This is a genomic window from Cytobacillus sp. GQ23, assembly GCF_059758675.1.
Window position 1 is genome coordinate 95,163 of record NZ_JCAXER010000006.1, and the last position, 21,232, is coordinate 116,394.

Consider the following 21,232-nt stretch of genomic DNA (forward strand, 5'->3'; position numbering starts at 1 on the left):
GATTTTTTAAAGATATGACCGGGCACTTTCACTTTAAAATGCCCAGTCTCCTTTTCTGAATATAGGTTCAGCGCTGCCGTCTTCCGTGATTCCGTCGATATCCATTTCAGCGGAGCCAATCATGAAATCAACATGTGTTAAGCTTTCGTTCAATCCGTTATTAGCCAGTTCTTCACTGGACATTTTCTTGCCGCCTTCGATACAGAATGCATACGCACTGCCGATGGCAAGATGGTTTGAAGCATTTTCGTCAAATAAAGTATTATAGAAAAGCAAATTGGATTGCGAAATTGGCGAGTTGAAAGGAACCAGGGCGACTTCACCAAGATAGTGGGAGCCTTCGTCTGTCTCAACCAGCTGCTTAAGGATCTCTTCTCCTTCTTCAGCCTTTACATCAATAATACGGCCGTTTTCAAATGTCAGGCTGAAATTATCGATGATATTTCCGCCATAGCTTAGAGGCTTTGTGCTCGAAACCGTACCATTCACACCTGTCTTGTATGGTACCGTGAATACTTCTTCAGTCGGCATGTTGGCCATGAATTCGTGTCCCTGTTCATTCACACTGCCTGCCCCGACCCATAAATGGCCTTTTGGAAGCTCGATTGTCAGGTCTGTACCTGGAGCTTTGTAATGAAGCTTCTGATATCGCTTGCTGTTTAAATAATCCACTTTTTCATGAAGTGTTTCGTCATGCTTTTTCCAGGCTTCAACAGGGTTGTCAAGATCAGCGCGAGTGGCTTTGAAAATAGCGTTCCAAAGCATTTCCACTCTGGATTCCTCCGGAGCATCAGGGAATACCATGTTTGCCCATGCTTGGGAAGGCGCAGCAATGACGGTCCAGCTTACTTTATCGGACTGAATGTATTTGCGGTATTTTGCAAGCGCCTGTCCGGCTGCTTTCTGGAAGCTTGCGATTCTTTCTGATTTTACGCCTTTCAGCAAATCAGGGCTTGCTGAAACGATTGACATGAAGGCAGCACCCTTTTCAGCTAAAGCTTCGACTTCCTTTGCACGCCATTCCGGGTACTCCGAGAAAGACTCATCCGGTGCTAAATCATACTTTGTGCGTGTGACAACATCATCGCTCCAGTTCACCACAACGTTATGAGCTCCTGCTTCATAAGCCTTTTTCACAATAGTACGAACCAGATCAGCTACATCAAGCGTTGTATTAATAACAAGCGTCTGACCTTTTTGCACATTCACGCCGACCTTAACGGCAAGCTCTGCGTATTTCTCTAAATTGGTTTGAAATTGACTCATTATGTATTCTCCTTTTGTCAGAATCTTCATTTTCATTGTAGCTGTTCCTTCCGGAAAAAGAAACAAATTGAACTTAAATTCATGCTCCAGAACTTCCGGGCTCCATCTCCAGGCGGAGGAAAATAAAACAGCCAGGCCCTAAGATAGGCCTGGCTGTCTCTATTAATATACAAAGATCATTAAAATGGTTGTTACAATGCCCACCCATATGGCCAGCAATGCACAGTAGCCCATAATATGCCGAATATGAAGGCCAACGACACTTAAAATAGGAAGGGCCCAGAAAGGCTGGATCAGGTTGGTCCAGGCATCACCCCAGCCTACAGCCATAGCCGTAATGGCGGGCTCCACCCCCAGCTGCAGCCCTGCAGGTACTTGCAGCGGCCCCTGCAAAGCCCACTGTCCGCCGCCTGAAGGAGCAAGAATATTGACGATGCCAGCGGCCCAATAGGTGAAAATGTCAAAGGTGCCTTTGCTTGCTATCGACGCCATTCCATTGATGATAGACTCTGCCAAACCGGAGCTGCCAAGAACAGCAATAATGCCGGCGTAAAACGGAAATTGCAGAATGATAGGGGAAATGGCAGTTCCCGCTTCTTTAAAAGCATTTGCGTACTGTACAAGTGATTTGTGAAGGATAAGGCCCAGGGATAGAAAAATAATATTGATAATGTTTAAGTCCAGATCACGGCCATTTACAAACTCGAATACTGCATAAATTAATCCAATTAAGCCGGTAATGATGCCGAGAAACGGTGTTCTTTCAAGTTTTCCCGCCGGTGTCTTTAAAACCTCTGCGGGTTCAGCCTCTTTCTTAGACGTCTTTCTTGGAATGTATGAAATGATGTCTTTCTTTGGTGCCATGAGCACTATGAAAATGGGCATTGTAATAACAAGAGCAATTAAAATAGCAATCGTCCCAGGATGGAAAATGGTTTCGGAAGTGGGGATGACCCCAGCCACTTCCTCCAGAAAATGGCCCTTAGTAGCAACTGTCAAACCAATTGAACTCGACAGGCCGGCTGTATATAGAGCAGTAGGTGCATAGGCTGCAGCCACTAGCAGCGGGAAGTGTGCTTTCTGATTTCGTTTCCCGACTTCACGGGCAATAATGGCGCCAACTACAACAGCAAGGCCCCAGTTAATATAATAAGCAGCAGAAGATACGAGAAAAGTCATTACGTAGGCCTGGTTGGCTGTCTTCGCTTTGGAGGAAAGCTTCTCAAGTAAACGCTGTACAGAAGGAACAGAAGCAAGTGTCATGCCTGTCATTAAGAGGAGCACCATTTGCATGGTAAAAGCCAGATATACCCAGAATCCGTCACCAAATGATTTAAATAGCTCAACCGGTTCAGAAGGCTTCATGAAAAATCCGGCTATGAATACAAACAGAGTCATTAGTACAGCAATGACAAAGGCATCAGGGAGATATCTTTCCACAAGCTTTGCGAAACGGTCTGCCATTCGGGTTAACATCCTATCACTCTCCTTTTGAGTATTAGTACATGCTATGGAGAGGACAGGCTGTGTATGCATGTGCAAAAGAAAGAGCCCTGGCGTCAGCCGGGGCTCTATATTAATCCTTATCTTCCATGGCAGCCTTCAGCAAATCGCCAAGGCTTGTTCCAAAGGAATCTTCCTTTTGGGTATATTTCTGAACAAGTTTTCGTTCTTCGCGTTTGTTGACGGCTTTTTTTTTGTCCTGGGCTTTCTCCACCACATTGCATGGGCGGCACTGGAAGTAGGTTCCTGCTTTGCCCTGATGGATCTCCATTTTTTTGCGGCACTGAGGGCAGCGGCGGTTTGAAAGCTTTGGATCCTTGCGCTTTCGGAAATTACAATCAAGACTTGAGCAGACAAGTATTTTCCCATCCTTTGTATTCCTTTCTTTCAGGAAGGAATCACATTCCGGACATTTTGAGCCGGTGAGATTATGGGCACGGTACGATTTATCGCTCTTTTTAATTTCAGAAACCAGGGTTTGAGTCTGTTTGCGGATGTTCTGCAGAAACTCTTTGGGATCTGCTTTTCCGCGTGCGATTTTTTCTAACTCCTGTTCCCATTTGGCCGTCAGTTCCGGTGATTTCAGATCTTCATTCACCAGGTCCATAAGCTGTTTGCCCTTTTTAGTCGGTAACAGCCTGCCATTTTGCCTTTCTAGAGCTTCGGTCTCAAGAAGCCGTTCAATGATTTCCGCTCTTGTCGCAGGTGTTCCGAGGCTGTATTTTTCCATCTGTGTCAAAATGTCGGCTTCAGAGTAGCGAAGAGGCGGCTCAGTAAGCTTCGCAGAGGACTCGGCACTTTGTATCGTAAAGCTCTGCCCTTTCGAAATGTTCTTCAGGCTCTGTTTTCCTGTTTCCTCTTCACTATTCCGTTCAGCCTTGCGATAACCCGGGTCGATAACGGCCGTTTCCCTGGCTGTGAATGTCTCCCCATTTACATCGATAACAGCATGGACGGTTTCATACTTATAAGGATTATGGAAAATGGCCAAAAATCTGCGCATGATCAACTCGTACAGCTTACGCTCATCAGGGGACAAATCCCCGAGATGCACACGTTCTTCCGTTGGAATAATCGCATGGTGGTCGGTTACCTTTTCATTATTAAAGACTCGCTTAGCCAGGACCCTGCCCTGATTCGCTAGGATGGGCTTCACTTCATCTTTATAGGAAGCAGCAATGCCATGGAGGCGATCCATCATGGTTGCCTCCATATCCTTTGTCAAATAGCGTGAGTCTGTGCGCGGATAGGTGACAAGTTTATGCTGCTCGTAAAGTTTCTGGAGCACATTGGATGTTTTCTTTGCAGAGAAGCCAAAACGTTTATTGGCATCACGCTGCAGCTCCGTTAAATCATAGGGAAGCGGCTGCGGCTCTGTTTTTTCCTTACGGTTAATGGACTGGATAACCGCTTTTTGTCCTTTTACTTTGGAAAGAACGCCCTCTGCTGCATCTTTGGAAAAGAGGCGCTTCTCCCCATTTTTCTCCCAGTCAGCCTGCAGGGGGCCGATGTGGGCTCGAATCGTCCAGTACTCTTTTGGAACAAACTTTTGAATGAGCTTTTCCCTTTCCATCACGAGTGCCAGAGTCGGCGTCTGCACACGGCCCGCGGAAAGGGGATCCTTGTATTTAGTCGTCAGGGCCCTTGTGACATTCAGGCCAATGAGCCAATCCGCTTCAGCCCGGCACACGGCGGATTCATACAGGTCTTCAAATTGTTTTCCAGGCTTAAGGTTTTGAAAGCCGTCCCGGATGGCACGGTCGGTTACAGAGGAAATCCATAATCGTTTGATTGTTTTGCGCCAGCGGATTTTTTCAAGTATCCAGCGTGCGACTAGCTCTCCTTCGCGGCCAGCATCTGTTGCAATGATAATTTCCTTAATATCCTTCCGCTTAGCCAGGTTCTCAATGGCTTTATACTGGTGGCTGGTCTGCTTCATCACCTTCAGGCCCATTTGGTCAGGAATAATCGGCAGATCTTCCAGGTTCCAGTTTTTGTATTTGCTGTCATAATGCTCCGGCATCTTTAATTCGATTAAGTGTCCAAGAGCCCAAGTGACGATATATTTATCGCCTTCCATATAGCTTTTATGAGATTGCCGGCATCCCAGCACCCGGGCGATCTCACGGGCAACACTGGGCTTTTCAGCAAGAACAAGTGATTTCATAAGTACTCCTTTCAAATTACAATCAGGCATTTCTGTACAAACTAAGTATAGCTGAAATTTGGAATGGGATAAACTTTGATAGGCAGTGAAGTAAATAACTGCCTAAGTTGTATTGCTTTTCATCAGCCACAATTCATTCTACAATGAACATACCAGTTTGTTTACAAATAGAAAGAAACAAGGTGAAATAAATGAATTCAAAAAATCGGCTACTTTATGATTACATTCAGGAGAATTCAAAAAAAATCACAGATATGTGGCTGTCCTTAAGGGAAAAGCAGAAAGGCTCCATTTATTCTGCAGATGCAGAACCTGCTTATGAAAAACTCCTGAGAGAACAGAATACGTTTACGAACAGCACTGTTTCAGCAGCTTTGCTGGATGAGGACACTTTTAACGAAAATATGGAAGAGTGGGCCATTACAGTAGCGGAGAGCAGGGTGAATTCGAATACACCCATTTATCAAGTGCTTGAGGCATTAAGTCATGTCCGGGAAACTTATTGGCATTTTGTTGAAAAGTTCATCAGCGAAAACAAGTCTGAAATCACAGCAGACGATGTATTGAAATGGAGTACCATCATTAACAGGGCTTTTGATAAACTCATCAATAAATTCACAGAGAAGTATTATGAATTAACGACTAACCGGCTTGCTGCCCAGCAAACTCTGATCAATGAACTAGGAACGCCAGTCATTCCAGTTATGGATGGTACGGCTGTCCTGCCGCTTATTGGCAATATTGATACGGAGCGTGCGCAAATCCTGATGGAAGAAATTCCGAAAAAATGTGCAAAAGAAAATATTGAGCACTTGTTTATTGATTTATCTGGTGTAGCCATTATTGATACAATGGTCGCCCATCAAATATTCTCTTTAACGACAGCTTTAAAGCTGTTAGGGGTCAAATCCACCATCTCCGGAATCAGCCCTGAGGTAGCTCAGACTTCCATTCAGCTCGGCTTGGATTTTACGGGTATTGAAACGCATGGAAAATTAAAACATGCTTTAAAAAGACAAGGTGAAAACATAGAATAGAAACAAAACTTGAACTGCCGGCTGAACTGCCGGCTTTTTATATGGAAATAATAAAAAACGCTTTACTGTGTTACCATTCTAACAATCTAACTTGTTAAAAAATGGGAAAATATCATTGACATACTTTATGGGAGAACATAGAATTAATTATATTCAGAAAATATAACGAAAATAGGCTGTGATAAAGATGAGACATCTGACAACAGAAACTGCACATAATCTTCTAAAAAAGGCTGTATTTCAAACCTGTGTTTGAGATACAGCCTTTTCTTTATCTCGCTAACGTACCGGGGAGGATATAAAATGGAAAAATTGACAGAATCAATGATGACTGCAACTTATGGGGAGGAGAAAATGGTGGTTATTTTAAATGGAAATACCCTTACTTTGCCGGAAGTCAAACAAGTTCTTTTTAAAGGAGCAAAGGCTGCCGCATCAGAGGAAAGCATGCTTCGTGTAAAAAACAGCCATGAAGCCGTTAAGAGAATTGTAAGCGAAGAAAAAGTTATATACGGAATAAACACGGGCTTTGGGAAATTCAGTGATGTAAGAATTGATCAGGGAGATGTCGAGGATCTTCAGCTGAATTTAATCCGTTCACATGCCTGCGGAGTGGGGGAACCGTTCCCTGAATCTGTTTCGAGAGCGATGCTCCTTTTAAGAGCAAATGCCTTATTGAAAGGATTCTCAGGAGTTCGCCCGGTCGTGATCGAAACTCTTTTAGCGCTTGTGAATAAACGTATCCATCCTGTTATCCCGCAGCAGGGCTCTCTTGGGGCAAGCGGGGATTTGGCGCCTCTATCCCACCTGGCATTAGTATTAATGGGAGAAGGGGAAGTGTTTTATAAGGGGGAAAGAAAGCCTGCCCTTCAAGTGCTTGTTCAGGAAGGAATAGAACCTGTAACCTTGCAGGCAAAGGAAGGGCTTGCCCTCATTAACGGCACCCAGGCGATGACAGCAATGGGAGTCATTGGCTATCTGGAAGCGGAGAATCTCGCTTATCAAAGTGAGCTGATCGCAGCAGTTACCATGGAAGGCTTAAACGGCATCATTGATGCATTTGATGAGAACATCCATCAGGCAAGAGGGTATCAGCAGCAGGTGGATACAGCCAGAAGAATAAGGGAGTATCTGTCAGGGAGCAGCCTGATTACAAGACAGGGGGAAATCCGGGTGCAGGACGCCTATTCCATCCGCTGCATCCCTCAGGTGCATGGAGCATCCTGGCAGGCTCTTGACTATGTAAAGGAAAAGCTTGAAATTGAAATGAATGCAGCTACAGATAACCCGCTTATTTTTGAAAACGGAGAGAGCGTCATTTCCGGCGGAAACTTCCATGGACAGCCAATTGCACTTGCAATGGACTTTATGAAAATTGCTGTAGCAGAGCTGGCTAATATTTCAGAGCGCCGGATTGAAAGGCTGGTTAACCCGCAGCTGAGTGACCTGCCGCCATTTTTAAGCCCTGAGCCTGGACTGCAGTCTGGTGCAATGATTCTCCAATATGTTGCAGCATCCCTTGTTTCGGAAAATAAGACACTCGCCCATCCGGCAAGTGTGGATTCAATTCCATCATCAGGAAACCAGGAAGACCATGTGAGCATGGGAACCATCGGATCAAGGCATGCATACCAGATTATACAGAATGTGAATAAGGTGCTGGCGATTGAGCTGATTTGCGCACTGCAGGCAGCAGAATTCCGCGGCTCTGATAAAATGGCTGATAAAACAAAGAGATTTTACGAAGAAGCTAGAAAAGTGGTGCCTTCCATCACAAAAGACCGGGTGTTTTCAAAGGATATTGAAGCATGCGCAGCCTGGCTGAAAAAAGTGGAAATAGACGCAATATAAACGGCAGGGGTCTGAATGGTATTCAGGCCCCTTGCTTTTTAATCTTTAGCTCTTTCCTCAAGTTCCTTTGCTTCATCTTCTTCAAAACGGTTTTTAAAAGCTTCCTGAGTCACAATTAATTCCTCGTCTTCCTGTGCCTCAGTGGTATGACGCTCAACCAATGTGTGTTCCGGAAATTCCCCCGGGTGATTCTTCCTTTTATGATTAAAGTGGACTCCGCGTGACATAATCAGGCTCCTTTCATTCTTGAATTTGCATTCTTTCACTATTTTTCCCCTCCGGCATCAGGACTATGTATGGCTGGTTCACTCAATATTTTCCGTTCAACTTTTCCTTTGTTCGCATAAGTATATAGAGCAAAGATGAAAGAGAAAAGGAGGGAGTCAGCCGTGAATGATCCATATGCTTCCGTGTTTTGTGCGGGACGGGGAGACCGTGCGCCAGTTTTCGCTGCAGATGCTGTCATTGATCAGCAAATAAAAAAAGTTAATCTGGAGAACTATATTGGAAAATGGGTGCTGCTGTTTTTTTATCCGAGTGATTTTACATTTGTCTGACCGACTGAATTGGCGGCGGTCGCCGCTGTGACCCCATATTTAAAAGCCTTAAACTGTGAAGTCATGTCCATCAGTACGGACAGTGTCTATGCACATAAAGTCTTTAAGGAAACATCTCCGTCATTAAAAAATGTCAATTATCCAATGGTTAGCGACCGGACACATCAAATCAGCAGAGCTTACAGAGTATTGGATGAAAAGTCTGGAGCGGCCATCAGGGCATCCGTTTTTATCGACCCCAATGGCATCATCGCGGCAAAGCTCATTTACCCCGGGGAAGTTGGCAGAAATCTGCATGAACATGTCAGAATCATGCAGGGCATCCAATATGCACAGCAGACTGGGAAGGGAGTGCCGGCAAACTGGCAGCCCGGCCAGCAAGGGATTAATATGGACCCGAACCTGATAGGGAAAATCTAAAGGAGGAGGCGCGGGCTTTCTCCTTCATATACATAATTACTTTAATAAGCAGCAACTAATATATATAATAATAGGTACAAATGAAGTGAAGGGGGAGCTTGAGTGGACTTTTTTTCTATACTTTCTGAAGATCGGATCAAAAAGGCTTATAAAGACGGCGAATTTGATAATCTGCCGGGATATGGGAAACCTCTGCCGCCAGATGAATTGTCTTCTGTCCCTGAGAACTTGCGCATGGCCTATCGCATCATGAAGAATGCCGGATTCACTGATGAAGAAAGCCAAGTGAAAAAGGAAATGCTGACGATCGAAGATTTAATGAAGAAATGTGATGACCAGGATGAAAAAAAGAACCTGCAGAAAAAATTAAACGAAAAGCTGCTCCGCTACAACAGCATGATGTCCAAAAGAAGGCAAAACACTAACTCATCCTTTTTCAAAAACTACGAAGAAAAAATTAACAATAAATTATTCTAATGAATTAGATGATTGGAATTGAGGAGAACACATGAATAAAGATGACTATATAAAGTTACTTGAAAAAAGAGTGGAGGAATACGAGGCAGCCATAGCAGATATGACCGCACCGATTATTCCATCGATCATTCCCCAGACGATTTTAGTGCCGATTACTGGCCTGCTTATGGCGGAAAGACTCGAAAAAATCACTGCTAAAATACTGAATCATATTAAAGAACATGATATACAATTTGCCATCATCGATTTCACCGATATAACGACCGACCGGATCGAGCAGATGAACCTTTCCGAACTTGGAGAACAAATCCGCAATCTGACTGATTCGATTAACCTCATGGGAGTTAAGCCTTACTTTGTAGGAATGACCCCGCAGCTTATAAAGGAAATCGTATTGTCCGGCATTGAATTAAATGCTGAAACACATGCTAACTTCCAGGCTGCTTTAAAGCATTTAATGAAAATAAACAGCTTAGTCTTTCAAAAAGGCTGATCTTTGCTGATTGAAAATCACATCCTCAAAAAATTCTTAAAACCCTCTCCTGAATAGGATAGGGTTTTTTTACTATACAGGCACATTTTCTTTCTGATTGGGGATTTGTCCATGCGAAAACCTCTCTCAGCACATATTCTATAGTATCCATGAGAAAGGAGGCAGAACTATGTCAAAAGATTGGAGAAGAAGATTTGAGATCAATGCAGATGAAGTAGAAATCAGAGCCGATAGAGTTATTGTAAAAGAAGATGATGATCGCCGCCGCGATGACGTGCGTGGAGCGGAAGACCGCCGCAGAAAGCACCGCCGGGATGACGATGTAGGTGGAATTGAAGACAACCGCAGAAGACATTGCGGCTGTGGAAGAGATCGTGTTGGCGGAGAAGAAGAGGATCGCAGAAGACATCACCGTGATGAAGTAGCGGGTGCTGGCGACCTATGGTACAACAGAGATCTGGCTGGATCTGGAAGAGGATGCAGACGCCGCCGGGATGACGACGACCGCAGAAGAAGAGGTTTCTGCGGCTGCCGCTGGATCTAAAAATAATGAAAACGAAGGCAGGGGAAGCACCTCTGCCTTTTATATATGAAAATTTTCCTAAAGAACTGTAAAAATCATCCGAAATTACTAATAGAAGGTTTTAGAGATTTTCAGACTACATAGAAGGTGTGGCTTGCATGGATAAAACTACGATAATAGGAGTCATATTAGGAATCATAGCAGTGGGAGTAGGAATGGTTTTTAAAGGGGTTTCCCCGTCTGTACTAATTAATCCTGCCGCTATTATGATCATTATCCTGGGAACTGCAGCAGCAGTGGCAATTGCATTCCCAACAAATGAAATCAAACGGGTCCCAAAGCTTTTTGGCATCTTATTTAAAGAAGAGAAGCTGATGAACCCATCTGAAATGATTAAAACATTTTCGGATTGGGCGCAGCTGGCAAGAAAAGAAGGATTGCTTGCCCTGGAAGTCAAGACGGGCGAGGTGGAAGATTCCTTTTTAAGAAATGGCTTATCTCTGGCTGTTGATGGGCAGAGTGCCGATTATATACGGGATGTTTTAAGTGAAGAAATCGAAGCGATGGAAGAAAGGCACCAGGCCGGAGCGCAAATTTTCAGCCAGGCAGGCACATATGCCCCATCCCTTGGCGTATTAGGAGCCGTTATTGGGCTGATTGCAGCACTCGGGAACATGGATGATACAACCAGCCTTGGTCATGCCATCAGTGCCGCATTCGTAGCGACCTTATTGGGGATATTCACTGGTTATGTATTCTGGCATCCGTTTGCTAATAAGCTAAAGCGAAAATCCAAGCAGGAAGCGAGAATTAAAAGCATGATGATCGAAGGGATTCTTTCTATTTTAGAAGGGGAGGCACCCCGCGTTATCGAGCAAAAGCTTGCTTCCTACCTTCCTGCAGGAGAACGCCGTAAATTCCTCGAAGAAAGCAGCGTGGAAAAGGATGAGTAGGCGGAAAAAGAAGGGGCATGATGAAGAACATGTAGATGAATCCTGGCTTTTGCCGTATGCAGATTTATTAACACTTCTTCTTGCCCTGTTCATTGTCCTCTTCGCAATGAGTTCTGTGGATGCCGAGAAATTTCAAAAGCTGTCAAAGGCCTTCAATGATGTCTTCTCAGGGGGAACGGGCGTTTTCGAATTCCCGAGTCCAATGCCTGAAGGACAGATGCAATCCACTGATGCAGTGTCTGAGGAACCAAACAAAGACTTTGAGGAAATGGCAGCGCTTGATGAATTGGAAAAAGAAAAATTGAAGCAGGCTGCCGACCAGGAAGAACTCGCAGAGCTGCAGAAAAGAGTTAACGCCTTTATTGAAAATCAGAACCTGGCTGACAAACTTGAAACCTCATTAACCACGGAAGGACTGCTTGTGTCTATCAGAGACAATGTCCTGTTCAGCTCAGGTAGTGCAGAGGTTCGTGAGCAGGATTTAAAAATAGCTGGTGAAATTGCCGGGTTACTCATCATGGACCCGCCAAGAAATATCATCATCAGCGGCCATACAGACAATATTCCGATCAGCACCTCTAACTTCGAATCCAACTGGGAACTCAGTGTGATGCGGGCTGTCAACTTTATGAAAATCATCCTCAAGAATGACCAGCTCGACCCGAAATGGTTCAGTGCCAAAGGCTTTGGAGAATTCCAGCCGGTTGCCGGAAATGATACGAAAGAAGGCAGAGCGAAGAACAGGCGGGTAGAGATTCTAATATTGCCAAGAACGGGGAATCAGCCTTAGAAGGCTGGTTTCTTTTTTATTTTTGAACATAAAAATGCTGTAATCCGGCGGCACTGCAAGTCATTTTATTCATTTGATTCCCTGTCCGTGCCATCCGGCTTGCACATGCGGTCGACCATTACACCAAATAAAAAAACACAGGCGATGGGAATGGAAAAGTTTAATAGATGAACAATGGTCATTAGCGAACCTCCCATAAGTTTTTATGTCTATTATATGTAAATTTTCACAATGAATATTCAGAAAAAACACTCAATTAATTTGGGGTAAAAGAAAAAGAGCCGTAAATGGCTCTTTATAATGGAAGATTTGCTTCTGAAGGTATTCTCTTTGGCTCTGTCTTTTTGCCGTGAAGCAGGTAGTATACGAGCAAGCCAAACAGTGCTACCCCGGCAAGCATAAAGTACAGCGAAGCGAAGCCAGTTTTGACTGCAAGTATTCCGAGAACATAGGACCCTAATCCAATCCCTGTATCAAAAAGAGTGAAAAAGGTTGAAGTAGCAAGTCCGCGCTTGTCTGGATCAGCCTGCTTGATGGCGACGGTCTGAAGACTTGGAACAATCGTGCCATACCCCAATCCGATAATCGCACCTGACAGCAGAAATACAAAGGTGCTATTGGCCTGGCTGAGCAGAAACAATCCTGCCGCAAACAGAACAAAGGCTGGATAGATTACCTTATTTTCTCCGTAAGTATCAAACCAGCGGCCTGTAAACGGGCGGGACATAATAATGAACGCTGCATATACCACGAAGAAGAAGCTGGCGGCTTCAAGCAAATCAAGCTCTTTCGCATAAACCGAAATAAAGGAAAGAATTCCTGAGTACGCGAAAGCAAGGATGCCTGCTGAAATCGCAACAGGAACCGCATTTTTTTCGAATAAGCTTGAAAGGGTAAATTTCGGATGCTTCACAGAGCTTTCTGCTTTTTGCGGTATTTTTACAAAGGCACCCAGCACTATAGCGATAAATGACAAAACAGTACATAACGCGAAAATCCATGAAAAGCTTGAGTATTGAACAATCGTCAAACCGGCAAATGGTCCAATGACCATGGCCAGATTCATGAACATGGCATAATAGCCCAGTCCTTCGCCCCTGCGCTCGTTGGGCACAATTTCAGCAACAATCGCACCAGTCGCTGTGGTGGCCATGCCAAATCCAACACCGTGCAGGAATCTTAGGGCCAATAGGGCAGGCGTAGAGTCAGCCCAGAAATAAAGCAGGGAGGAGACAGCAAACACAATCAGGGAAGCCAGGAGAATCTTCCGGCGTCCAACTTCGTCAATCCATTTCCCTGTAAATGGTCTGCTGATCACGGCCGCAATCAAAAAGACGGAAATTATCAGGCCAACCTGTGTTTCGTCCCCTTTTAAATCATCCAAAATATAAAGGGGAAGCGTAGTCAGCAGCACATAAAACCCCATAAATAAGAAAAAACTCGTAATAGAAATACTCAAAAAATCCTTCGTCCATAAAGGCTGTTTCTTCATGTTGTCCTCCTAACAATGAAGTACCAGGCACCTATACCAATTTTGTTAACTGGTCTAGGTGCCTGGTACCATATTTTCTCTCATTTTTGCCATAAGTCTGATCATCGTGCTGATTTCTTCTTCGGTTATGTTTTGCAGGATGTTGCTTTCGCTTGACCTTACTGCAGCAAGCCAATTGTCATATTCCAGAATAGCTGCATCAGTCAGTGAAATCAATTTTTCTCGTTTGTCCTTGCCTGCTGTTCTGGTGATCCAGCCGGATTTCTCGAGGCGCGCCAATGTTCTGGTCATGGTCGGAGCCTCAACGCCCAAATAAGACGAAATATCTTTCTGTGTGCTTGCACCGCCTGTTTTCAGACGGTAGATAATCGTCCATTGGGCAGCATATAAACCAAGCGGCACCAGACTTTCGTTAAGGACTTTGGAAAAATGGCGGGTAAATTGATTTATGGAATGAAAAAATTCACTTTGATTAGGGTGCATTGTTTCACCTGCTTAAAATAGTTACCTAGCTAACTATACATGAAATATAAAAATATGTCTACCTTACATCTTTCTTTTGCTAACTAAGTGTTTAACTGCCAAATATAAGGGAATGGAGTATTATGGGCAACTGTGCATATCAATAAGGGGGAAATATTTTTGGATAAGCTATTAGAAGTCGTAGGAGATCTTTCAGGATGGCTGTGGGGATATCCCATCATCCTATTATTGGCCGGAACAGGGCTGTATCTATCCTTTTTGCTGGGTTTCTTTCAGTTCCGCTATCCGGTATATATATTTAAGCAGACATTCGGGAGTGTTTTTAAAAAGCCGAAGGGGAAAGGAAACATTACTCCGCTGCAGGCACTCACCTCTGCACTGGCTTCAACCATTGGAGCGGCAAACATCGTAGGTGTGCCTGCTGCTATCATGTTTGGTGGCCCGGGAGCAGTTTTCTGGATGTGGGTCATTGCCTTCATTGGCATGTCCATTAAGTTCTCGGAAAGTGTCCTGGCCATAAAATACAGAGAGAAAAATGAAGAAGGAGAATATGTGGGCGGCCCTATGTATTACATGACGAAAGGGCTTAATATGAAGTGGCTTGGTGTCATTTTTGCCTTCGCACTGATGATTGAATTAATTCCAAGCATTATGGTTCAGGGAAATGCCGTAGCATCTGCGGTTGGCGAGACCTTTAAGATTAATGGCCTTTACACTGGAATTGTGGTAGCTCTAGTAGTATCATTAGTTGTTTTTGGCGGAATTCAGAGAATTGGAAAGGTGACTGAAATCTTCGTTCCGTTCATGGCACTTATCTATGTAGGTGCAGCCTTAGTGGTGTTATTTATGAATCTGGGCAAGCTTCCTGAAGTGTTGGAATTAATCTTCACTTATGCGTTTCAGCCGATGTCTGCAATAGGCGGATTTGCTGGTGCGGCCATTGGGGAAATCATTCGCTGGGGATTTGCTCGAGGATTATATTCCAATGAAGCAGGACTTGGAACGGCACCGATTGCCCATGCGGCTGCGACGACTGACCACCCGGTACGCCAGGGCTTTTGGGCGATTGTCGGCATCGTGGTGGATACGCTGATTGTCTGTACTGCGACTGCATTTGTGGTTCTTTCATCAGGTGTATGGACAAGGGAAGGGGCAATGAAGGATCCTTCAGCCCTGACAGCAGCGGCATTTACGGAGTATTTCGGCTCCTTCGGAGGTATTCTTGTCGCTGTATCACTCGTATTCTTTGTGGTTTCCACGATCATTGTCGTTGTCTTTTATGGTTCTAAAATGGCTGAGTTCCTATTTGGCTCTTTTGCCGGAAAAGCCATCAAAGTCGTTTATATTGCTGCCATTGTTCTTGGCTCAGTGGGTGCAGCGCAAACCATCTGGCAGTTCCTTGATCTGGCGCTGGCGATGATATTGATACCAAATATCGTGGCGGTTCTGCTTCTGAGCAAAGAGGTCAAACAGCTGAAAAACGAGTTCTTTACTTCAGAAAAATATTATTTAAAGGATATTAAAAAAGACGATAAAGTGGCGTAAAAATGGGTCTCCTGCTATTGCCGGGAGACCTTTTTTATATTTTATAAAATTTTCAGAGTAATAACACTTGTGAGATAAATAAACAGAAGTTTATAATTTAAACAAAAGTTAAAAAAGACAGGGCTGATCCATTATGAATGATAAAGAATTATTGATTTTGCAGCTGATTAAAGAAGATCCATTCATTGCCCAAAACGAGCTGGCTGAAAAAACGGGACTCTCAAGATCGGCTGTAGCCGGCTATATCTCTTCACTGACGAAGCAGGGGAAAATTCTTGGCAGAGCTTATGTCCTGCCGGAAAAGAAAGAAGTGCTTTGTGTGGGAGGGGCCAATATAGACAGAAAAATCCAGACAACCGGACAGCTCCAATTCGGAACATCAAATCCCGCCGAGAGCTCTCAATCCTGCGGAGGAGTAGCCCGCAACATTGCTGAAAACCTTGGCAGGCTGGGCTGTGATGTTGGGTTATTGACAGTTGTGGGAGGTGATCCGGAAGGAGAATGGCTTCTGGAATATACAAAAGCCTTTGCGGACGTAACACCTTCACATTCCCTGGGAGGGTCCACCACCGGAACCTATACAGCAGTGCTTGATCTGGAAGGGGAAATGGCTGTGGCTTTAGCAGATATGTCCATTTATGAAAGCGTTACCGCAGAGTTTATCGAGAAAAAGTGGGGCTACCTGGCATCATCTGAGATGGTGATTTTGGATACCAACTTTCCGGCAGGAATTTTAAAGCAAATCATCACCAGGTGTAACGAAGAGAGTATTCCGCTCTGCATCACGCCGGTTTCAGCACCAAAAGTAAAGAATCTGCCGAAAAATCTGCAGGGTGTTACCTGGCTGATTGCCAATAAAGAAGAGGCAGAAGCCCTGACTGGGATGGAAATCAGCAAGGAGGGCGACTTCTTTAAAGCAGCACAGGAACTGATCGCCAAAGGAGTGGAAAAAGTGGTGATCAGCCGTGGAGATAAAGGGCTGATTTACTTCACAAGCACGGGTGATGCAGGTGTGCAGCTGCCGCCAAAGGTGAAAATCTCTGATGTGACAGGCGCAGGTGACTCACTTGTATCGGGTATTATTTATGCCCATTTAAAAGGCCTGAACACAGAAGATGCCTGCAAAATTGGCATGTCCTGCTCGATGCTTGCCCTCCAGTCCATGGAAACAGTAAATCCGAACCTGAACAACAAACGCCTGCAGGAAACATTCAAACAATATTTCGACTAAGGGAGATATGACACCATGTTAGAAAAATGGCTTGAATACTCAGAAGAAGTGCTAGAAGCAAAGAAAGCAAATAAACCGATTGTGGCCCTCGAATCCACCATCATTTCACATGGAATGCCCTACCCGCAAAACGTTCAGACAGCAAAAGAAGTGGAGGAAGTCATCCGCAAAAATGGTGCTGTTCCTGCAACTATTGCTATATTAAATGGGAAAATTAAAATTGGCTTATCAGACGAGGAATTGGAATTCCTGGCGCAAAGCAGGGACGTCGAAAAAGCAAGCCGCCGCGATCTGCCGTATTTGATTGCAAAAAAGAAAAATGGCGCCACAACGGTAGCAGCCACCATGATCTGTGCTGAGCTTGCCGGCATTGAAGTGTTTGTTACTGGCGGAATCGGCGGCGTTCACCGGGAAGCGGAAACGACCATGGACATCTCAGCGGACTTACAGGAGCTTTCGATGACCAATGTGGCCGTTATCTGTGCAGGAGCGAAATCCATCCTGGATATCGGTTTGACGCTTGAATACTTAGAAACCTATGGCGTTCCTGTCGTTGGGTTTGAAACAGATGTATTGCCTGCCTTCTATACTCGTACTAGTCCATTTTATGTAAACTACAGAGTGGACAATGCGGAGGAAGCAGCCGAAATGATCCGCACTAAATGGGAGCTCGGTTTAAAAGGCGGTGTAGTCATTGCCAACCCGATACCTGAAAAGGATGCCCTGGAAGAAGCATTTATTACGGGGGTTATTGAAACAGCCTTAAAAGAGGCAAGTGAAAACAATATCTCAGGGAAAAAAGTAACTCCATTCCTTCTGGGGAAAGTGAAGGAATTGACAGACGGCAGAAGCTTGACAGCGAACATTGCTTTGGTGAAGCATAATGCCGAAGTAGGCTCGAAGATTGCTGTTAGCTTGAGTAAGTAAAGGGGAAAGCCAGGCTATAAAGGTCTGGCTTCTTATATTGATAGAATGATAGCTGTGATGATGATGGCTAAATATAATAGAAATCTTAAGAAGTTGATCATCAGGATTCGTCCCTTCTGGAAACCCATATAGTAAAGGATATGTACAAATTCTTGGATGGGGGACGGGCGTTTGTCTAAGGTGGAGTAAAAAGGGCGCTTGAATGATGAGCAAAAAAGAAAGCCAAGTGTGATCACACTTAACTTTCAGGAATTTTTCATTTAGATTCTTCTGAGGTGGTTTCTGCATCTTCAGAAGGAGAGTCATTTTGTTGTGTTGTTTCACTGGCACTCTCAGATATGCTGTTTTCTTCACCTTGAGGTTGTTCTGCTTTCTGATCTTCTGCTGGATCGGTTTGTTTTTCATTCTGTTTTTCATCTGCAGGCGTTGTTGCTGGCTTTTCTTCGGGAGTCTTATTTTCATTCTTATTCTTTTCAGCAGCTTCCTTCTCAGTCTTTTTCTTTTGTTCCGCCTCTTTTTGTTGTGTTTCAAGCTTGCTAATTTGTGCATCAATATTTGAAATACGGTCATTCAGATGATTAATGCTGCTTTCAAACTTGGAAACAGCGTCCTGAATATTACTTTCCATATTTTTTACCTGAGTTAGTTTAACTTTATAGCTTTTGACTCTTTCAAGGACAGTAGTTTGCTCCTCTTTTACTTGGGTTATAAGTGTTTTAGCATCCTCTGAAAAACTATCCATTTTAGAAATTTGCTCTTTAAAGTAAGCCTCATCATAAGTACACTCTGTGATAGCTTGATCTTTAAATCCCTTTATTGTATCTAAAAGGTCTGTTAATTCTTCAGTACCAGTTTGTGAATTTGATATTGCTGTTTCAAGAGCAGTATTGTAATTCTCCAGATCATTGATTGAAGCAGATAATTGACTGCTTAAGGTTTTAATCGCATTCAAGTCTTGTTTAGCCTTAGATAGGTTATTTTCTAGACTGGTAATATGTGATTTTAACGAAGAACGGATAGCTGTTAGCCCTTTTATGGAGGCATTGCTATCAGCTGCTGGTGTGGAGGGATTGGTATGCCCGTTGGAATAAGGCTTTATTTTCTTTAATTTGGCATCAACATCTATTTCCGTAATACTGCTTTTTATAGATAGTGCCTGTTGTATTTCCTCATCCAATTTTTTGAAGATCTCTTCTGACTTGGTTACAAAATCCTGCTCAATTGTTCTAGGGAAAATAAAGCATGCTTCGATTGTCGTGTTCGCTTCATCCGTGCTATTAAACTGGGCATATGTAGGTGAAATAAAGTGTGCTCCAACAACAATGGAGGATGAAAGTGCTAAGCTTGATGCAGCGGCCTTTGCGATTTGTTTTCTTTTTTTCCTTCTCATTCTTTTAATTCTCACCCCTCTCGGTTCCATCACAGTAACCTCCTTTAGTATTCATTATTAAAAGTCTAATTTGTTCTTTATATAGAATATAAATTCATTATACTATTAGGAAATTAGATATGGAAACTGAATAATTAAAGTTTTTGGCGGGTAAATAGTATCTTTTCTCTCATTATCTAGATTTTACTCAAATTTCCGCATGGATATTCTTTATTGAGAACATTTTATAAAATTAATTTAAACTTACTAGTTTTTTAGCAGTTAAAATGTAACGATATGGCGCATTTCCTACATATGAAAAAGGATAGCAAGTCGAAACCGTAAGAATTTCATGCGGAGCAGTAGAATTAATCACTGTAGTATCATCAGCTTCAACAATCTCTGCTTCTGTTATTACATACTTGTATTCTCCATAGGGCATGTTAACTTGAAGTATATCCCCTATTTCAAGTTCACCAAGCCGGCGGAAAACTGTGTCCCGATGACCTGATAATAAAATTTGGTCCTTCTGTCCTGGAAGTACAGTTGTGGAGTAATGGCCAACCCCTTTTTCAAGCTCATCCTCATCGGTTCCTTCTATAATAGGAAGCTCAGCTTCCAAGCGGGGGATTTTTAAAATGCCAATGGCTTCACCCTTCTCAAAAGAAACATCTATTCGCTGTTCTGTCTGGAGAACACTTTTCCTATCTTTGTTCACTTCTTTTTGGATTCTTTCTTGTGCCTGGTTTAAGGAATCCTTGGTTTTCTTTTCCTGAGCATACATTTCCTGCAGGGAAAACAGGACCAGACCCCCTCCGATTAGAATAAGAAAGGAGGCAGCTATAATCAGCAAACGGCCTCTAGCCTTCAACTACACGTTCCCTCCATTCATCTTCTTAAATTTAATGAACTCCAGATAATAGGAGAAATCCTCTTTTGTGATTCCCTGCCTGATAGCTTCTTTGACAAGGGTTACCCACTCTTCATCGAGCTTAGACAAATCGGTAATTTGTTCTTTATTCTCTTCCAGCAGCTCTTCAAGATTAGTTTCCAGTGTTCTGGCTATTCGTGATAGTACCTGCAAGGAAGGGTTCTCCTGTATGCCTCTTTCAATGTAGCTCAAATATGATTTGGAAACCTCTGCTTTTTCAGAAAGCTCATTAATTGAGAATCCCTTTTTGATCCTTAAACTTTTAATCCGGTCACCTATCATAGGCATAATACTCCCTTATCATAAAATATAAAGATGTTTTCATTATAACGAACAAAACGTTCAATAAAAAATACAAAATAGTGAGAATTCTCGAGATATTCTTAGAAAAAGAACGAAAAACGTTCTTTAAAACGAAAAAACGGCTGAATTTGGAATTTTTCAAAATAAGACCGATGGACTATACTCAACTTATCGGTTCGATAAAAAGAACAAAACGAACAAAAAGAAAGAACAATCTTCTTTCTTTTAAGGAAGGTGACAGTGAATTGAAATTTAGCTGGAAAACAGCAAGAAAGATTATGAGCAATTTGATTACGGCAATCCTGTTTATCAATTTAATCATTATGGCGGTGCTTGTAGTTTCATCTAAAGCATCTGGCGGAGAACCTCAGGCATTCGGTTACCAGCTTAAAACCGTACTATCAGGTTCAATGGAGCCAACCTTTATGACTGGATCTGTCATTGCAGTCAAGCCAGTGGATTCATCCAAAAGTAAAGACCTGAAAAAAGGAGATATCATCACTTTCCAAGCGGATGAACAGAAGCTGATCACCCACCGCATTATCGGTGTCTCAACAAGCGGCGAACATGTCATGTATGAAACAAAGGGTGATAACAATAACGCAGCAGACATGGACCCGGTACTTTCTGAAAACGTAAGAGCCGTTTACTCTGGTTTCACGATTCCATATGTGGGATATTTCATAGATTTTGCTCAATCAAAAGAAGGCGGAGCGATTCTGCTGATTGGTCCTGGAGTTTTGCTTCTGGCATACTCAGCATTTAGCATCATGCAGGGATTAAGAGAACTTGATTCCAAGAATAAGAAAAGTGATACAAAGGAAACTGCTTAACTTTGGTTGCACTCCTTGTTAATAACAAGGGTCAATATAAAAAATCATACATACCCGAATGGGGTAGAGGAGGAAAAGGGA

Annotated in this window: 21 protein-coding genes; 12 read left to right on the forward strand and 9 right to left on the reverse strand. The window is 43.4% G+C overall.

Features of this window, described 5'->3' with window-relative positions:
* Positions 1-33 precede the first annotated feature (33 nt).
* From AC6CHU_RS06925 to AC6CHU_RS06935, 3 genes are all read right to left on the reverse strand, one after another.
* Complete coding sequence (locus tag AC6CHU_RS06925) at positions 34-1,266, reverse strand: aminopeptidase (protein WP_498120899.1); 1,233 nt, start codon at positions 1,264-1,266, stop codon at positions 34-36.
* A 162-nt stretch (positions 1,267-1,428) separates the two neighbouring features.
* Positions 1,429-2,742 carry a short-chain fatty acid transporter gene (locus tag AC6CHU_RS06930; RefSeq protein ID WP_498120901.1) on the reverse strand — a complete coding sequence of 438 codons (1,314 nt, stop codon included), beginning with the start codon at positions 2,740-2,742 and terminating at the stop codon, positions 1,429-1,431.
* A 100-nt stretch (positions 2,743-2,842) separates the two neighbouring features.
* Positions 2,843-4,936 (reverse strand): DNA topoisomerase III, encoded by a 2,094-nt coding sequence (locus AC6CHU_RS06935; RefSeq protein WP_498120903.1) that lies wholly within the window; start codon positions 4,934-4,936, stop codon positions 2,843-2,845.
* A 191-nt stretch (positions 4,937-5,127) separates the two neighbouring features.
* On the opposite strand from AC6CHU_RS06935, the gene AC6CHU_RS06940 reads away from it, so the two are divergent.
* Positions 5,128-5,973 carry an STAS domain-containing protein gene (locus AC6CHU_RS06940; RefSeq protein ID WP_498120905.1) on the forward strand — a complete coding sequence of 282 codons (846 nt, stop codon included), beginning with the start codon at positions 5,128-5,130 and terminating at the stop codon, positions 5,971-5,973.
* A gap of 357 nt (positions 5,974-6,330) precedes the next feature.
* Positions 6,331-7,824: a histidine ammonia-lyase gene (hutH, locus tag AC6CHU_RS06945; protein WP_498121012.1), complete on the forward strand. Its 1,494-nt coding sequence runs from the start codon at positions 6,331-6,333 to the stop codon at positions 7,822-7,824.
* 38 nt (positions 7,825-7,862) lie between these two features.
* On the opposite strand, the gene AC6CHU_RS06950 is transcribed toward hutH, so the two are convergent.
* Positions 7,863-8,090, reverse strand: coding sequence for a hypothetical protein (locus AC6CHU_RS06950; RefSeq protein ID WP_311315888.1), 228 nt, complete (start codon positions 8,088-8,090; stop codon positions 7,863-7,865).
* 96 nt (positions 8,091-8,186) lie between these two features.
* On the opposite strand from AC6CHU_RS06950, the gene AC6CHU_RS06955 reads away from it, so the two are divergent.
* The 6 genes from AC6CHU_RS06955 to motB all read left to right on the forward strand — a co-directional run bounded on the left by AC6CHU_RS06955 (position 8,187) and on the right by motB (position 12,037).
* The gene (locus AC6CHU_RS06955) at positions 8,187-8,801 is read left to right on the forward strand and encodes a peroxiredoxin (protein WP_498120907.1); all 615 of its coding nucleotides are present in this window, start codon (positions 8,187-8,189) and stop codon (positions 8,799-8,801) included.
* Positions 8,802-8,903: 102 nt separating this feature from the next.
* Positions 8,904-9,278 (forward strand): DnaJ family domain-containing protein, encoded by a 375-nt coding sequence (locus AC6CHU_RS06960; RefSeq protein WP_498120910.1) that lies wholly within the window; start codon positions 8,904-8,906, stop codon positions 9,276-9,278.
* 31 nt (positions 9,279-9,309) lie between these two features.
* Entirely contained in the window at positions 9,310-9,771 is a 462-nt protein-coding gene (locus AC6CHU_RS06965) for an STAS domain-containing protein (RefSeq protein WP_159862019.1), read from the forward strand.
* Between the two features lie 169 nt (positions 9,772-9,940).
* Positions 9,941-10,315 (forward strand): hypothetical protein, encoded by a 375-nt coding sequence (locus AC6CHU_RS06970; protein ID WP_159862018.1) that lies wholly within the window; start codon positions 9,941-9,943, stop codon positions 10,313-10,315.
* 137 nt (positions 10,316-10,452) lie between these two features.
* On the forward strand, positions 10,453-11,247 hold the full coding sequence (gene motA / locus AC6CHU_RS06975; RefSeq protein WP_159862017.1) for a flagellar motor stator protein MotA: 795 nt from the start codon (positions 10,453-10,455) through the stop codon (positions 11,245-11,247).
* Positions 11,240-12,037 carry a flagellar motor protein MotB gene (motB, locus tag AC6CHU_RS06980; protein WP_159862016.1) on the forward strand — a complete coding sequence of 266 codons (798 nt, stop codon included), beginning with the start codon at positions 11,240-11,242 and terminating at the stop codon, positions 12,035-12,037. Before motA ends, motB begins: the two co-directional genes overlap by 8 nt.
* Positions 12,038-12,332: 295 nt before the next feature.
* Here motB and AC6CHU_RS06985 read toward each other — a convergent pair whose 3' ends face one another.
* Positions 12,333-13,529, reverse strand: a complete 1,197-nt coding sequence (locus tag AC6CHU_RS06985) for an MFS transporter (protein WP_159862015.1) — start codon at positions 13,527-13,529, stop codon at positions 12,333-12,335.
* A gap of 54 nt (positions 13,530-13,583) precedes the next feature.
* Positions 13,584-14,012, reverse strand: coding sequence for a MarR family winged helix-turn-helix transcriptional regulator (locus AC6CHU_RS06990; protein WP_159862014.1), 429 nt, complete (start codon positions 14,010-14,012; stop codon positions 13,584-13,586).
* Between the two features lie 159 nt (positions 14,013-14,171).
* Here AC6CHU_RS06990 and AC6CHU_RS06995 point away from each other — a divergent pair, with 159 nt between their 5' ends.
* The 3 genes from AC6CHU_RS06995 (at position 14,172) to AC6CHU_RS07005 (ending at position 17,715) form a co-directional block, all read left to right on the forward strand.
* Positions 14,172-15,557, forward strand: coding sequence for an alanine/glycine:cation symporter family protein (locus tag AC6CHU_RS06995; RefSeq protein ID WP_159862013.1), 1,386 nt, complete (start codon positions 14,172-14,174; stop codon positions 15,555-15,557).
* 133 nt (positions 15,558-15,690) lie between these two features.
* Positions 15,691-16,788: a carbohydrate kinase gene (locus AC6CHU_RS07000; RefSeq protein ID WP_159862012.1), complete on the forward strand. Its 1,098-nt coding sequence runs from the start codon at positions 15,691-15,693 to the stop codon at positions 16,786-16,788.
* Positions 16,789-16,803: 15 nt separating this feature from the next.
* Positions 16,804-17,715, forward strand: a complete 912-nt coding sequence (locus AC6CHU_RS07005) for a pseudouridine-5'-phosphate glycosidase (protein ID WP_498120914.1) — start codon at positions 16,804-16,806, stop codon at positions 17,713-17,715.
* Positions 17,716-17,971: 256 nt separating this feature from the next.
* Here AC6CHU_RS07005 and AC6CHU_RS07010 read toward each other — a convergent pair whose 3' ends face one another.
* The 3 genes from AC6CHU_RS07010 to AC6CHU_RS07020 form a co-directional block, all read right to left on the reverse strand.
* Positions 17,972-19,135, reverse strand: coding sequence for a hypothetical protein (locus AC6CHU_RS07010; protein WP_498120916.1), 1,164 nt, complete (start codon positions 19,133-19,135; stop codon positions 17,972-17,974).
* A gap of 202 nt (positions 19,136-19,337) precedes the next feature.
* Entirely contained in the window at positions 19,338-19,955 is a 618-nt protein-coding gene (srtD, locus tag AC6CHU_RS07015; RefSeq protein ID WP_498120918.1) for a class D sortase, LPxTATN-specific, read from the reverse strand.
* Positions 19,956-20,297, reverse strand: a complete 342-nt coding sequence (locus tag AC6CHU_RS07020) for a helix-turn-helix domain-containing protein (RefSeq protein WP_498120920.1) — start codon at positions 20,295-20,297, stop codon at positions 19,956-19,958. It lies immediately after the preceding gene.
* A 299-nt stretch (positions 20,298-20,596) separates the two neighbouring features.
* Here AC6CHU_RS07020 and sipW point away from each other — a divergent pair, with 299 nt between their 5' ends.
* Positions 20,597-21,151, forward strand: coding sequence for a signal peptidase I SipW (gene sipW / locus AC6CHU_RS07025; protein ID WP_498121013.1), 555 nt, complete (start codon positions 20,597-20,599; stop codon positions 21,149-21,151).
* The last annotated feature ends 81 nt before the right edge of the window (positions 21,152-21,232 follow it).